This is a genomic window from Methanobacterium subterraneum (assembly GCF_002813695.1).
GTDB classification, from domain to species: domain Archaea; phylum Methanobacteriota; class Methanobacteria; order Methanobacteriales; family Methanobacteriaceae; genus Methanobacterium; species Methanobacterium subterraneum.
The window spans coordinates 1,098,702-1,112,252 of sequence record NZ_CP017768.1 but is presented as its reverse complement, the minus strand read 5'-3'; the positions used below and the strand labels follow the sequence as shown (position 1 = coordinate 1,112,252).

Here is a 13,551-nt window from a genome sequence, read left to right as displayed (position 1 = left end):
TTCTGTTTTTTTGGAGAAAACTTTGTGAAGTTTATAAACTTAACTTGTTTTGTATTGGTGGCAAATATCCTGATCGCAACCTTAAAATACCATCAGTACCAACATTAACTGGGCTAGACTGGAGGGTCAGGGGTCCTCTGTAAGCGCACATCCCCTATATGGTGCAGTCGAAGTTCAAGGGGCGGCAGTTTGAATGGGTGTTGGCCCAGGATTTCAACGTAGAAACCTCGTCCCGCAGGATTAGTGGTGGCAGAACTTTAGCTGGAGGGCTGGAGTAAACTGTCTTAACCAAGGGAACGGGTCAGGTCTGGAAAGAAGCAGCTCTACCTTAGACAGCTGATGCTTGTGGAGTAACGGGGCGGAGTTGGGATTTTGGATCACCAGCATCCAGGATGGCTGTCCACCCTTGAACACGCCCACTTAAACTTATAAAACCAATCAATCGTTAAACATGGTGAATAAAAAAATATAACTTAAACCATTAATTCCGGTATGATCCCCGATGTTAAAAACATTTATAAAACATCACCAATAGATAATGAAAAATCCCTTTTAAAAAAATTCCCTATATTTAAATAGTAGGGTTGACAATGTTTTATTTACCACTTTTTTATATTCATTTGCAGGGGTGGCCCAGCCTGGTACGGCGTGGGACTGCTAATCCCATGATCCTTTGGATCTCGCGGGTTCAAATCCCGTCCCCTGCGCTTTTATACTTATTTAACCCTTTATATTCATATAAATCTTAAAGTAATATAAAAATAACTCTACTGATGACATATCTGAAATATAGATGCACACGCTGGGATGGGCAATGGATTTAATATATCTAGAAATTCTAATTATTCTAATTTTAGTAATCTTAAACGGTGTTTTTGCCCTTTCTGAGATTGCCATAATCACATCCCGAAGGATAAAACTGCAAAAGATGAGTCAAGCCGGTAACAAAAATGCTGACACAGCCATCGAACTTGCAGAATCACCAAACCAATTTTTATCCACCATACAAATCGGAATAACCCTCATCGGTATTTTAGCCGGTGCTTTTGGTGGTGCAACACTTGCCGAAAATATATCCCGTAGCCTGGCAGGCATTCCACTTTTACAACCCTACAGTGAAGCCTTAGGATTCTTAATAGTGGTTCTGATTATCACCTACCTCTCCTTGATAGTGGGGGAGCTGGTTCCCAAGAGAATCGCCCTGAACAACCCGGAACAAATTGCGGTGAAAATTGCCAAGCCAATGAAGTACCTATCAAAAATCGCATCACCACTGGTTGCTTTACTCAGTTTATCCATGGAAGCAGTTCTCAAGATCCTCCAGGTGAAGGAAGCCCAGGAAGAAAACGTTTCAGAAGAAGAAATCAAACTCCTGATAGAAGAAGGTACCCAAACTGGGGAATTTGAGAAAACTGAGGAAGACATAATAAAACGAGTATTCCTCCTGGATGATAGAAGGGCCAGTTCACTTATGACACCCAAAACCGGGATAACCTGGCTTGATGTGGATGATTCTGTGGAAAATATTAAAGCCAAAATAACTGGAAGTAAAAGAGCCATGTTTCCAGTGGGAAAAAATTCCCTGGACAACTTTTTAGGTGTAATACAGTTAAAGGATCTTTTTGAGGTGGAAATAGAAAATGGGAACACCCTTAATGAGTACCTTAAAAGTCCCATTATTGTCCCGGAAAGTTCTGATGTTCTGGACATTCTAAACCTGTTTAAGGAATCTCAGGACAATGTGCACATGGCCATTGTTGTGGATGAGTATGGAAGTATTGAAGGATTAATCACTCTTAACGACATTCTGGAATCAATTGTGGGTGAAATTCCAGCCATGGACGAACCAGATGAACCCAAAGCAGTTCAAAGACCGGACGGGAGCTGGTTAATTGATGGGGCCATATCCATTGATGAATTTAAGGATATACTCCAAATCAAAGCATTATCTGATGAAGAAAAGGGTGTTTACCAGACTCTGGCCGGTTTTATACTGAATTATCTAGGTAAAATACCGGAGACTGGAGAATCATTCCAGTCCGAGAACCTTAATTTTGAAGTGGTGGATATGGATGGCCACCATATTGATAAAGTGCTGGTATATCATAAATAAAACTAATTTTAAGGGACTGTTCTATTAGGATGAATTTATTAACAGGCCCACTGCCAATATAACGGCCAATTATTGGATTTTCTTTTACTAGCTTTAACTAGAATTGGAATTGTTAATGAATTGTTCATGGGAAAGAATAAGAATATCCAAGTACAATTATAAATATAGAATTAATTTTAAACCACTTAGGTGTGGGGGTAAGGGTAATCTGGCTAAATAAAATAGGTTTAATCCTTAAACTAGGACGTTTACCATTTCTTTTATTTGGTTTCCTATGTTTCACCAATGGTGCACTACTGGCAGTTACTTTTAACATGCCTTTTTTATGGGATAGATTTTTAGGAGGATATGCAGTTTTACTATTAGCCCATCTATCTGTTTCCTACAGCAATGATTACTGGGATTTTGAAGTGGATCACTACAACCAGTCCACCCTTTTTGCAGGGGGAAGTGGTGTTCTGGTTCGAAACCCGGAGCTCCGGCCGCTGGCAAAAAAGTTTGGAATCCTATTAATCATTTTATCCTTATCTCTGGCCGTAATCTTCTCTTTTATTTATTCATCCTTAACATTTCTTTTAATCGCCCTTTTTGGGAATTTCATTGCGTGGTACTACTCAGCACCCCCATTAAAACTATCTTACAGGGGGTTAGGTGAGGTTGTAACTGCTCTGAGTGGATTTATCTTACCCGCAGCTGGTTACGTGGCGATTTGTGGATATCTGGATTTGAAAATAGTGCTGTTCACGTTACCATTCGTCATTTTCATGACTAGCTTTATCTTAAGCGTTGAAATCCCTGATATGGAGGGTGATAAAAAAGGCCATAAAAACACTTTTATAGTGAAAAAAGGGCGGAAAATAGGGTTCATATCTATTGGTTTGGTAGGGGTGCTGGGAACTCTGTCCCTCATGCTCCTGTCTCTTTCAGGCATCTTCCCGGGGATCAACTTCCAGTTAATGGCTTTGATGTCATTGTTCCCCACAATGGTGGGTTTGTACCTTCTCATCAGTCGCACAGCTAAAAGAGAAAGGGCAACCAAACTTGTAAATTGGAATATCCTGATTCTGGTAGTTTTCATCACTGTTTTTGATCTTTATTTACTGTCAGGGATTATAAGCACTTATTTTTGATCCAGAACTGTTTCCACAAATTCAAGGGGCAAAGAAGACTTTTGAGATACCTCTTCAGGGGAGAAACCCTCTTGGGCGAATCTTCTCACCACGAATTCCAGGGGTTCACCCACCTCAATTATGTAACCATCCGGGTCATAAAAACGCATAACCCTCTGCCCCCAGGGCTGCTCCTGTATCCGGTGGAGAAATTTAGTGTTAATTGAATCTAATTTTTCCTGAAGACGGTTCAAATCCTCGGATTCAAAGTAAAGTTCTAAAAAATTCTTTTTAACCCGGATATCTATGGGGTATGACTCCCCTAAAAGCCCCTGATAGTGTGCAGCGTCGTGTATGGCAAAACCGCCCTTAAAGGCAACGTTAGCCCCGTGGTCCATTTCCACTTCCTGCTTTAAAACATCTTCATAGAATTTTCGGGATTTTTGAATGTCTTCCACTGCAATTAATGGACATACATATTTGATTTTCATTTAAATAACCTCTGATTACCCTATGCTAAATCTTCAGTAACCTTTAAATTTGCTTTACCTGTTGAAATCTTTAGTAATCTTTAAATTTGCATTACGAGTTAAATCATCATGATGTCTAAATCAAAGGTCTTCCATCTTCTGGATGGCAGTTCCCAGTCTCTTCATACCCTCTATGATCTCTTCCTCACAGCAGTTGGAGAAATTCAGTCTCATGGTATCAGTTTCAGGGTTTTCAGTGTAGAATGTTTCCCCTGGTACAAAGGCAACTTTCTCTTTAATTGCCAGTTTAAATAAATCCATGGAAGACATTCCTTCCGGAAGGGTGACCCATAAAAACATCCCACCTTCAGGGGCTGTGTGTTTAACACCCTCCGGCAGGTATTCTCTGATGGATTGGACCATCTGGTCCCTCTGGGACTTGTAGAGTTTCCTTATATTTTGAATATGGTTGTCCACGTTGTTATCCTGGAGGTACTGGTAGACCACCCTCTGGGTGAAGTAATTGGAATGGAGATCAGAGGCCTGTTTGGCAGTTACCAGTTTTTCCATAACCTCGGGAGGGGCCACAATCCATCCCATCCTCATACCAGGGGAGACGATCTTGGAAAAGGTTCCAAAAAGGATTGAATCCGGGATCATGGATTTGATAGGTGGGATGTCCTCCCCCATGAACCTGATCTCACCGTATGGGTTGTCTTCAACCAGGATGGTGTTGTGTTTTGTGAGAATTTCAGCAACCTCCCGTCTTTTATCTCGTGAGTAGGTTATTCCCGTGGGGTTCTGGAAACTGGTGACTGAATAGAATAGTTTAATTTCTTCCTCTTTCAGGATTTTTTCCAGGGCCTCGGTGTCCACACCATCATCCAGAAGTGGTACGGAATGGAATTGTGGTTCATACAATCCAAAAGCCTGTATCGCCGCCAGATAGGTGGGTCTTTCCATAACCACCCCATCATCACAGTCCAGGAAAACCTTCCCCACCAGATCCAGGCACTGCTGGGATCCATTGGTAATGAGAATATCATCCACTTCCACCTGGAGACCCTGCTTTTTATATCGCTGGGCTATAAGTTCCCTTAAAGGGCGGTAACCCTCAGTGGTGCTGTACTGGAGAACTTTCTCCCCGTCTTCAGTCAGAACCCGGGATGTGGCATCTTTAATGGCCTCCACCGGGAAGGACTGTGGATTGGGAAGTCCACCAGCAAAGGAAATCATATCTTCATCATCGGTGACCTTCAAGATTTCCCGGACAAAAGACCTTGGTATTTTATTCATTCGACGAGCAAAACGGTGATTCATGAAAAATCCTCTTAATTCGGTTTAATAAGTTTTAATGTAATTCTAAATAAAGTGATATTTCCCTAATCTATAATATGAATATTTCATCAAGAATAACATTTACCATGAAACATTATTAATTCTCTTTATTAATGGATGGAACTCCCATCCTATGATCATATCATCTGAAAATTATTTTTTTACTCCCGTAGCTGCGTACATGGTCCCATGCCTGATGGTACTTTTCAAAACCATCCCTCTGGGTGTACATGGTGGTGTTTTCCCTTTCAAATAGTTTCCGGTCTTCGCCAACTGGGCATACTTTGATACATATGCCACAGGGGGACCGGTATTCTCGCCTCAGTTTCCGGCTGCGGGTGGCACAGGAGATCTTGTTAATTAGGGGAGGGAAATCATCTGTAGATCCAGTATCACCTTCGGAAGTTATCCTTTTAACGGGATATTCTGATTCAATAGCCCCCACTGGACAGTTCTCAGCGCAGGATAAACAACGGGTGCACAGGTCATCACCAGGAATGGGGGTTCCCTCCAGTCTAAGGGTGGTGAATATACTGGTAAAACGCACCCTTGGCCCCCATTCTGGTGTTAGGAGGATGTTATTCAAACCAAAGGATCCTAAACCCGCCAGATAGGCGGCATGTTTATGGGAAAAAAATGTTAAGGGTTTTTCCATGAGCACTTCAATATCACCGTAACCATCCCTTGGCAGGGGAATGGAAGGATAACCCTTCAAGGTAAGGAAGTTAGCTATTTCATAGGCTTTCTCATCCAGTAGGATGTTTACAGTCTCGTAGAGTTCATGGTAATAGATGGAAGGGGCAGTTTCCACTATGGGGAGCTGCACTGGCAAACCAATCACCACCACTGTCTGTGCCTCGGGATAAATGGACTGTGGCCAGAAATCTGATGGTATCCAGCTGGAAAAATGTTGCGGGAGTTCTTCTGGGGGATTTTCCCACCGTTCCACCGGTGAAAAACCCACCATAGGTATTCCTAGGTCTGAACATTTATCCAGAAGCTCTGATTCAATGTTGGAAATTGCCGGTTTCATTTGTAACCCCACTTGTGCTTAATTATGTTTTTCGGTGGAAATAAAAATAGTGGAAGGGGAGTATGGTAACAAAAGGATGAATGAGTTAAATAAATTCTTTTTCATGGTTTTAACCCATTCTTTACCATTTATTCCATTTTTTAACCAGTTCGTGAACTAGTTAATCTCTATTTTTAAACCATTTAAATACTTCAAACCATAACACACTCAGCATACCCGCTGCCAGGCACAGGAGTATCTCCCACAGGTTAAGTGGGCAGAACTTGAACAGTTGCTGCAGTGGGGGGAAGTATAAAATCGCTGCTAAAAATAGGACCGCACCGCCTAAAACCCACCAGAGTGCCTGGTTAGGTGAGCGTAGTGTCTGGTATATGGTGCGGGACCAGGAACGGTTGGTTAGTATGAGGGCCAGGTTGGCGAAGATCAGGGTAATGTAGCTCAGTGTCCGGGCACTGGCTTCTCCCTGCCAGTTAAGACCCACCAGGTAAATGGCCAGGACAAATATAAGCACAACTATTCCCTGCAAAACACTCATTCCAATGTTCTTCCGGTTGAATAATCCTTCACTGGAACTCCTGGGAGGACGTTTCATCACATCCTTCTCTGGAGGTTCTGCTTCAAAGACCACGGAACAGGCCGGGTCAATGATGAGCTCCAGAAACACGATCTGCACCGGGAATAGGACCAGGGGCCACTGGAAGACTACTGGTAAGAAGGACATTCCAATGATGGGAACATGCACTGCGAAGATGTAGGCCGTGGCTTTTTTCAGATTGTCATAGATGCGGCGGCCCATCTTCACCGTGGCCACAATGGATGAAAAATCATCCTCCAGTAAAACCAGATCTGATGCTTCCCTGGCCACATCAGTACCACGCCCACCCATACTTATACCAATCTGGGCGGATTTAAGGGCTGGGGCATCGTTGACACCATCCCCAGTCATGGCCACAGTCTCACCATTTGATTTAAATGCCTCCACCAGGCGCAGCTTCATCTCGGGCACCATACGGGCAAAGATGTTAACATCCTTCACCCGGTCTTTCAACGTCTCATCATCCATAGCATCCAGTTCATCACCAGTGATGACCATTTCTGGCTGATTGAGCCCTATCTTTTGGGCTATATTCCGGGCAGTGCCAGGGTAGTCTCCGGTGATCATCACCACCCGTATACCAGCCTGGTAACACTCCTGAACTGCTTGAGGGACTTCTGCACGGATCGGGTCCTGGAATCCCACCAGTCCCATGAACTGGAAGTTAAAGTCATGCTGCTTTCCAGGGAGATCCTTCTGGGTAAATGATCCACGGGCCACTCCGATTATCCTCAAACCCTCACCAGCCATCTGGGAAATGTTACGAGATAACTGTTCCAGTTCATGGGGTTCCATGTGGCAGAGATCAGCCACTGCTTCTGGTGCCCCTTTAGCTGCGATTATGTAATCTGCACCATCTGGAGATTGCCATACATGGGACATGGCCAGGAGTTCCTGGGATAAGGGGTATTCTTTAATGAGTTTCCAGTCCTCATGGATGTGTTCTGTTTCTTGGAGAGTGTTGTTTCCAAACTTTTTAAGGGATTTCTCCATGGGATCGAAGGGATCTCGTTGGCTGGCCAGTATACTGAACTCCACCAGTTCGTGGAAGGACTCGGGAAGATGATTAGTGTCAAGGGTCACATCAAAAAAGTCAGTGCCATTCATGATCTTACCCACTGACATCTGGTTTAAAGTTAAAGTACCAGTTTTATCCACACAGAGGACGGTGGTGGATCCCAGGGCCTGAATGGCATGGGAACGCCGGGTGAGGACGTTTTTCTGACTTATTCTCCAGGCCCCCAGGGCCAGGAAGATGGTTAAAACCACTGGGAATTCTTCAGGTAGGATGGCCATGGCCAGGGTTATACCGGCTAGAAATCCGTTAAGCCAGTCCAATCTGGTGAATCCGTAGATCACCACCACTGCGGCACATAAGGCCACACCCAGGAGGGCCATGTTCCGTACTAGGATACGGGTTTCCCTCTGGAGGTTGGTGTCTTCGGTCTCCAGGGTCTGGAGGCGTTTACCAATACGGCCCATCTCAGTGTCCAGTCCAATGGATATAACCTGGGCCAATCCCTGACCCTGCACCACCAGGGTTCCGGAGTAGATTGAAGGAAGCCCATCACCACCAGGGGGATGCATGTCCATTAAACCCCCACACTGCACTTTACGTACCGGTACTGATTCACCGGTGAGGAGGGATTCATTGATGAGGAGGTTGCTGCAGTCCAGGATAACCCCATCGGCCGGGACCCGGTCACCCTCCTTGAGCATGATGATATCACCGGCTACTACCTCCCTTCCAGGGATCCTCTTCTCTCGCCCATCACGGATGACCAGTGCCCGGGGACTGGAAAGATCACGGAGAGCCTCCAGGGTGCGTTCAGTTTTACGTTCCTGATAGAAGGTTATCCCCATAATCACAAAAACAAATCCCAGGAGCATCAAAGCCTCCTGAAGATCTCCTAAAACCAGGTAAATAGCACCACAAGCAATTAAGAGGAGGAACATGGGTTCCCGGATTACCTCTAAAACAATGGCAAAAATTGATCTCTGCTCAGTGGAGGGAAGCTCATTATGGCCAAATTCCTTGATCTTCTGGGTAGCTTCCTCTTCGGTGAGTCCTTTGATCTTCTCCAGGTCCAGTTCATTTACCATGATTATACTCCATTGTTGGATTTTTATACTCCAGTGAATAGTTATACTCCTGTGTTAGATCCATGATTGGTGAATTATTTTTTTCTTGACTTGGTTAAAAATGAAAACATATCTGAATTGATTAAGATATGAAAACGGACATATATATCTTTTTCCAATAATTAGGGTGTTAGGATTCCCTAATAAGTGAAAATAGAATGTTAGGTTTATCTAATTCATGCTAGGATGCTTAATTTTAAAATTTAAAGTGATTTTTTTTTTTTTATCATTATGAAATATTAACAATCTATGTTAAAAATAAAAGAAAAAAGTAATTTACTTGTCATTTTGATATGATATTTGTCCTTATGAGCTAAAAATAAAGAAATAATGGAATTAACTTGTCATTTTGGTGCTGGATTCATTTTGATTTAGAATTGAAGAAAATAAATGGAAGATTCTGGAGAGGTTTCTGGCTGGTTTTTACCAGCCTATGGACTCCAGACGATCCATGGCTTCTTCCAGATTCTGGTAGGATGCGGCGTATGATATGCGGAAGTGTCCAGCACCATATTGGCCGAAAGAAGTACCGGGAACCAGTACCACGTCTTTCTTCAGTGCTTCTTCCACGAATTTTTCCGGATTATCAGTGGATGGGAACACGTAAAATGCACCGTGGGGCAGGTTGCAGTGGATTCCCATATCACGCAGCCTTCCCACCACCAAATCCCGACGTCTTTTAAATTCAGCCACCATCTCACCCACACTGTCCTGGGGTCCGGTGAGTGCTGCCAGAGCTGCTTTTTGGGCCAGGGAGGTGGTACAGGTAACACTGTACTGATGGATTTTTAAAAGTTCCTCGGTTAAAGTTGGGGGAGCTGCCAGGTATCCTATGCGGAAACCAGTCATGGCATAGGTCTTGGAGAACCCATTAATGGTTACCACGTTATCTGAGTAGGTTGCCGGGCTGTAATGTTTCTTACCGTAAATGATCTTATCGTAGATCTCATCAGAGATCAGGGTCAAGTTATGGTCAGTGGCAATGTCTGCTAAACCCTTAACATCTTCCTTTTCCAGGACCGCACCGGTGGGGTTACCGGGTGAATTCATTATAATGGCCTTGGTTTTGGCTGTTACCAGTTCCAGCACATCCTCGGGTATCATGCGGAAATCATTATCATCCTTGAGCTGTGCAGGTATGGGCACCCCTCCACTGAGTTTCACACAGGCATCATAGGCCACAAAACCAGGATCAGGGATGATCACTTCGTCCCCATCATCTACCAGTGCATGGGCACTGGAGTAGAGTGCTCCGCTGGCCCCCACCGTAACTATAATTGACTCGGGTGAGGCTGGGATCTGGTTTTCTGTCTGTAATTTATGGGCTATGGCCTCCCTTAATTCCACTATGCCAGTGTTACCGGTGTAATGGGTGAAACCCTCATCCAGGGCTTCCTTAACTGCTTCACGGATATGCACTGGTGTATCAAAGTCTGGTTCTCCCAGTGCCAGGTTGATGGAGTTTTCCCCCACCATATCGAACATTTTCCGAATTCCAGACAGATCAATGCATTGAACTCTTTTAGAAGGTTTCATGGTAATCGCCATTTTATATTTAGATAAATTTTAGTCTAAGTTATCAAATAGAGATATTTAATAAGATTTAATATAACTTTTCTTATCTATTTTTTTTAATCACAGGCACCACAATGGTAACACCCAAAAGTCTCACACCAGGGTGTAATATCCCCATTTAAAGCCTTGTTAAATTCATCTATCAGGAATTCATCATCAATGTTAACATCTAGATCCTTCCAGGGAAGCACGTCTCCTAAGTTCCAGTGGGGTGTCAGTTTTTTCCACTCACCAAGGGGGACATTTCTATGGGACGAGTCTTCAATGATGGATGATAGATTGGTATCTCCCACTGACAATACGTATTGTGCCAGGGATTTATTGGGATTTTCTACCTTGAAGTGCCTGTTTTTGGTGTGTTTTTTCAGGTATTTCACCCTGCTCTTTATATCCTTGAGGTTGAACTCTGTCCACTGGAAGGGTGTGTGGGGTTTGGGTATGAATGGGTTGACGCTTATGCGGAGTGAATCACGGTGAGGGGCCATAACTTCAAGATCCTTTATCAGATCCGCCAGGTCTTCTAGATCACCATCAGTTTCCGTGGGGAGTCCTACCAGGAAATAGAGCTTAACATTAAAGTTCATATCGAAGGCAGTCGCCATGGTGCTACGGATGTCATCATCGGTGATGGGTTTATTCACCACCTTTCTAAGTCGCCAGGTGGATTCCGGGGCGATGGTAATGGTTCTAAGCCCACTTTCCTTCAAGCTTTCCAGAAGATCCCTGGAAATGGATTCAATACGCAGGGATGGTGTGGTAACCTGGAAATCACGCTGGAGGAGTTGGCGGCATAACTCTTCAATCTGTGAGTAATCCGAAACAGCACCTCCAATAAGTGCGATTTTATTTAAACCCGTGGCTTCTCTGCCAGCCTCTGCAGTCTGGATAAGGGTTTTAAAATCTACTTCTCTGCGGGGTCGGTAAATACAGCCAGCCATGCAAAACCGGCAACCACGGGCACAACCCCTGGAAACCTCCAGGAGGAATGATCTGCCAAAGGCAGGGATGAGGTCTTGGTTATCGGTTTCAGGATGAACCTGTTTTATTGGGCGCCAGGCATCCTGCATATCCTCCACCTGAACCAATTTGGCTCTGTTACCGGGGATGAACACTCCTTCTACATCCAGGAAGGCATCCATCTCCTCCCTGGGGTTATCCAGTTCACTTAACTTGTCCAGGAAATCAGGGAGTATGACCTCACCATCACCCACCAGGAAGAAATCAATGAAATTAGTCATGGGTAGGGGGTTGGAGCTGGCACAGGGACCACCAGCAATGATCAATGGATCATCAGGGGACCGATCTTCCTTGTGGATGTTTAAACCACCCTCCCGGAGCATTTCCAGGACATGGGGGTAATCCTGTTCATACTGTAAGGAGAACCCCACCACATCAAAATCCTTCAGGGGGGAACCAGTCTCCAGGCTCTTACCATAGGGATAAACCACCCGTTCACAGTAAACATCCTCCTGATGGTTCAGGAAGTCGTAGATTATGTGAAAACCCAGTGAGGACATGGCACTGCGGTAAAGATTGGGGTAGCAGGAGGCGAAGCGAAGGCCCACTTTGAGGGGATCCTTCACCACCACATTGTGTTCCAAGAGCATAGTTTATTATCTTGACCACCAATATAATCAAGATATCTACATAATCAATAAGTGAAACTCATTATCAATTAATTAAGATCATCCCCATTAGGGGTTTCAAGTTTTTTAAAAAATAATAAACTAGTAAATCTAATAATTAGTTTAAGGATAGAGAGAATGAAGTTTAACAAATATAAAAAGGTGGCAGTGGGAGGAACCTTTGATAAATTCCACCAGGGCCACCGATTACTCATAGAAAAGGCATTTCAGGTTGGTGAACAGGTACTAATAGGAGTCACCTCCGATGAATTCGGGGGTATAAAAGGAGAAATCGAACCCTGCAATGTAAGGATGTCCAACCTGAACTCCCTACTTAAAGAACACTCGAATTACATTATATCTCGACTGGAAGACCCCTACGGAGTCACCATAGATGATGAATCTGTAGATGCAATAGTAGTAAGTCCTGAAACAGAACCCACAGCATTCAAGATAAACCAGATACGCCGGGAGAAGGGAATGAAACCCCTGGACATAATAACCATAAGCATGGTCCTGGCGGAGGATGGTAAACCCATATCCTCCACCCGTATAAGGAGGGGTGAGATAGATCAGGTGGGAACTATAATTAAAAGGTAAAAAGTAAAATGAAGGTTATAGTGGGATCCAAAAATCCGGTGAAGTTAAAGGCCACCAGGAATGTTTTAAAGAAAATATATCCTCAAATGGGTGTGCAGGCAAAACATGTGGATTCTGGTGTGCCAGACCAGCCCATAGGATTAGAAGTTACCATTCAAGGCGCTATTAACCGGGCTAAAAATGCATATTCTGAAGAATTTGATCTTTCAGTGGGCATAGAATCAGGTCTTTTAGAGGTACCTCACAGCATAACCGGTTACCTAGACCTGCAATGGTGTGCCATCTACGATGGTGAGAAGACCACCCTCGGAGTCAGTGCTGGTTTTGAATACCCTCCACTGGTCATAGAAAAAGTCTTAGAAGGTATGGAAGTGGGGGATGTTATGGACCAAGTTACAGGTATTGACCGATTGGGACAGAAAACTGGTGCAGTAAGCCACCTCAGCCGAGGGTTACTGGATCGTACAGGGAATACCGAGCAGTGTGTGTTGATGGCGATGATACCCAGGATGAATGAAAGGGTTTACTTTTGACTAGCAAAATAAGACGTACTTACTATCAATTTTTTTAATAGTTTCGTTATTCTCATTATTTATATAAAATGTATTATTTATGGTATAAATGTTAATTTTTTGATGTTCTTCCACGAAATTCTTTGGAGCACTATACCTACCGTTTGATACCCTCCTCCCAGTTAACCAAACGATTTTATCTGCAGATGAAGGATCTGCCCAAATAATCTCACTTTGATCTGAGTTATCTGTTATATAATCACTTAATTCAACATATCCATTAATAGGGATATTATCCCAGTTTGCATGAGTATTTTCTACAATTGAAAAAAATGGTGCAACTCCTAAAATTGATAGTAATACTAAAATTAAGAGAATTTCTATAAACCTTTTTGATTTTTTGGTTTTAATGTTTTGTGGATGGTTTTTTATCATGTTT

11 protein-coding genes, 1 tRNA gene and 1 other RNA gene are annotated in these 13,551 nt (G+C 43.6%); 6 read left to right on the top strand and 7 right to left on the bottom strand.

Translation table 11 applies throughout. The annotated features are described in order from the left end of the window. Positions 1 to 106: 106 nt before the first annotated feature. The 4 genes from ffs to BK009_RS05270 all read left to right on the top strand — a co-directional run bounded on the left by ffs (position 107) and on the right by BK009_RS05270 (position 3,243). Positions 107 to 422, top strand: an RNA gene (gene ffs, locus BK009_RS05285) — signal recognition particle sRNA. Positions 423 to 622: 200 nt separating this feature from the next. Continuing rightward, positions 623 to 707: transfer RNA gene (locus BK009_RS05280), tRNA-Ser, on the top strand. Between the two features lie 107 nt (positions 708 to 814). Next, positions 815 to 2,113 carry a hemolysin family protein gene (locus BK009_RS05275; RefSeq protein WP_100905966.1) on the top strand — a complete coding sequence of 433 codons (1,299 nt, stop codon included), beginning with the start codon at positions 815 to 817 and terminating at the stop codon, positions 2,111 to 2,113. A gap of 191 nt (positions 2,114 to 2,304) precedes the next feature. Next, the gene (locus tag BK009_RS05270; protein ID WP_257790625.1) at positions 2,305 to 3,243 is read left to right on the top strand and encodes a prenyltransferase; all 939 of its coding nucleotides are present in this window, start codon (positions 2,305 to 2,307) and stop codon (positions 3,241 to 3,243) included. On the opposite strand, the gene BK009_RS05265 is transcribed toward BK009_RS05270, so the two are convergent. From BK009_RS05265 to BK009_RS05240, 6 genes are all read right to left on the bottom strand, one after another. Further along, a complete protein-coding gene (locus tag BK009_RS05265) occupies positions 3,234 to 3,713 on the bottom strand; it encodes a VOC family protein (RefSeq protein ID WP_205835927.1) in 480 nt (159 codons plus the stop codon). The genes BK009_RS05270 and BK009_RS05265 overlap by 10 nt on opposite strands. A gap of 120 nt (positions 3,714 to 3,833) precedes the next feature. Next, the gene (locus BK009_RS05260) at positions 3,834 to 5,012 is read right to left on the bottom strand and encodes an aminotransferase-like domain-containing protein (protein ID WP_100909197.1); all 1,179 of its coding nucleotides are present in this window, start codon (positions 5,010 to 5,012) and stop codon (positions 3,834 to 3,836) included. Positions 5,013 to 5,172: 160 nt separating this feature from the next. Beyond that, positions 5,173 to 6,063, bottom strand: a complete 891-nt coding sequence (locus BK009_RS05255; protein ID WP_100909196.1) for a 4Fe-4S binding protein — start codon at positions 6,061 to 6,063, stop codon at positions 5,173 to 5,175. Positions 6,064 to 6,223: 160 nt separating this feature from the next. After that, positions 6,224 to 8,761 (bottom strand): cation-translocating P-type ATPase, encoded by a 2,538-nt coding sequence (locus BK009_RS05250; RefSeq protein ID WP_100909195.1) that lies wholly within the window; start codon positions 8,759 to 8,761, stop codon positions 6,224 to 6,226. A gap of 462 nt (positions 8,762 to 9,223) precedes the next feature. Next, positions 9,224 to 10,336, bottom strand: coding sequence for a pyridoxal phosphate-dependent aminotransferase (locus BK009_RS05245; RefSeq protein WP_100909194.1), 1,113 nt, complete (start codon positions 10,334 to 10,336; stop codon positions 9,224 to 9,226). A 95-nt stretch (positions 10,337 to 10,431) separates the two neighbouring features. Then, positions 10,432 to 11,982 (bottom strand): radical SAM protein, encoded by a 1,551-nt coding sequence (locus BK009_RS05240; RefSeq protein ID WP_100909193.1) that lies wholly within the window; start codon positions 11,980 to 11,982, stop codon positions 10,432 to 10,434. Between the two features lie 156 nt (positions 11,983 to 12,138). Between BK009_RS05240 and BK009_RS05235 the strand changes: the two genes are divergently transcribed. After that, on the top strand, positions 12,139 to 12,600 hold the full coding sequence (locus tag BK009_RS05235; protein ID WP_100909192.1) for a phosphopantetheine adenylyltransferase: 462 nt from the start codon (positions 12,139 to 12,141) through the stop codon (positions 12,598 to 12,600). A gap of 8 nt (positions 12,601 to 12,608) precedes the next feature. Continuing rightward, a complete protein-coding gene (gene yjjX, locus BK009_RS05230; protein WP_100906854.1) occupies positions 12,609 to 13,133 on the top strand; it encodes an inosine/xanthosine triphosphatase in 525 nt (174 codons plus the stop codon). On the opposite strand, the gene BK009_RS05225 is transcribed toward yjjX, so the two are convergent. Next, complete coding sequence (locus tag BK009_RS05225; protein ID WP_100906853.1) at positions 13,134 to 13,547, bottom strand: hypothetical protein; 414 nt, start codon at positions 13,545 to 13,547, stop codon at positions 13,134 to 13,136. Positions 13,548 to 13,551: the final 4 nt, after the last annotated feature.

Coding starts and splice junctions, on each gene's coding strand:
- BK009_RS05260 (WP_100909197.1), bottom strand. CDS start 5,012: ATGAATCACCGTTTTGCTCGTCGAATGAATAAAATACCAAGGTCTTTT.
- BK009_RS05255 (WP_100909196.1), bottom strand. CDS start 6,063: ATGAAACCGGCAATTTCCAACATTGAATCAGAGCTTCTGGATAAATGT.
- BK009_RS05265 (WP_205835927.1), bottom strand. CDS start 3,713: ATGAAAATCAAATATGTATGTCCATTAATTGCAGTGGAAGACATTCAA.
- BK009_RS05250 (WP_100909195.1), bottom strand. CDS start 8,761: ATGGTAAATGAACTGGACCTGGAGAAGATCAAAGGACTCACCGAAGAG.
- BK009_RS05225 (WP_100906853.1), bottom strand. CDS start 13,547: ATGATAAAAAACCATCCACAAAACATTAAAACCAAAAAATCAAAAAGG.
- BK009_RS05245 (WP_100909194.1), bottom strand. CDS start 10,336: ATGAAACCTTCTAAAAGAGTTCAATGCATTGATCTGTCTGGAATTCGG.
- yjjX (WP_100906854.1), top strand. CDS start 12,609: ATGAAGGTTATAGTGGGATCCAAAAATCCGGTGAAGTTAAAGGCCACC.
- BK009_RS05240 (WP_100909193.1), bottom strand. CDS start 11,982: ATGCTCTTGGAACACAATGTGGTGGTGAAGGATCCCCTCAAAGTGGGC.
- BK009_RS05235 (WP_100909192.1), top strand. CDS start 12,139: ATGAAGTTTAACAAATATAAAAAGGTGGCAGTGGGAGGAACCTTTGAT.
- BK009_RS05275 (WP_100905966.1), top strand. CDS start 815: ATGGATTTAATATATCTAGAAATTCTAATTATTCTAATTTTAGTAATC.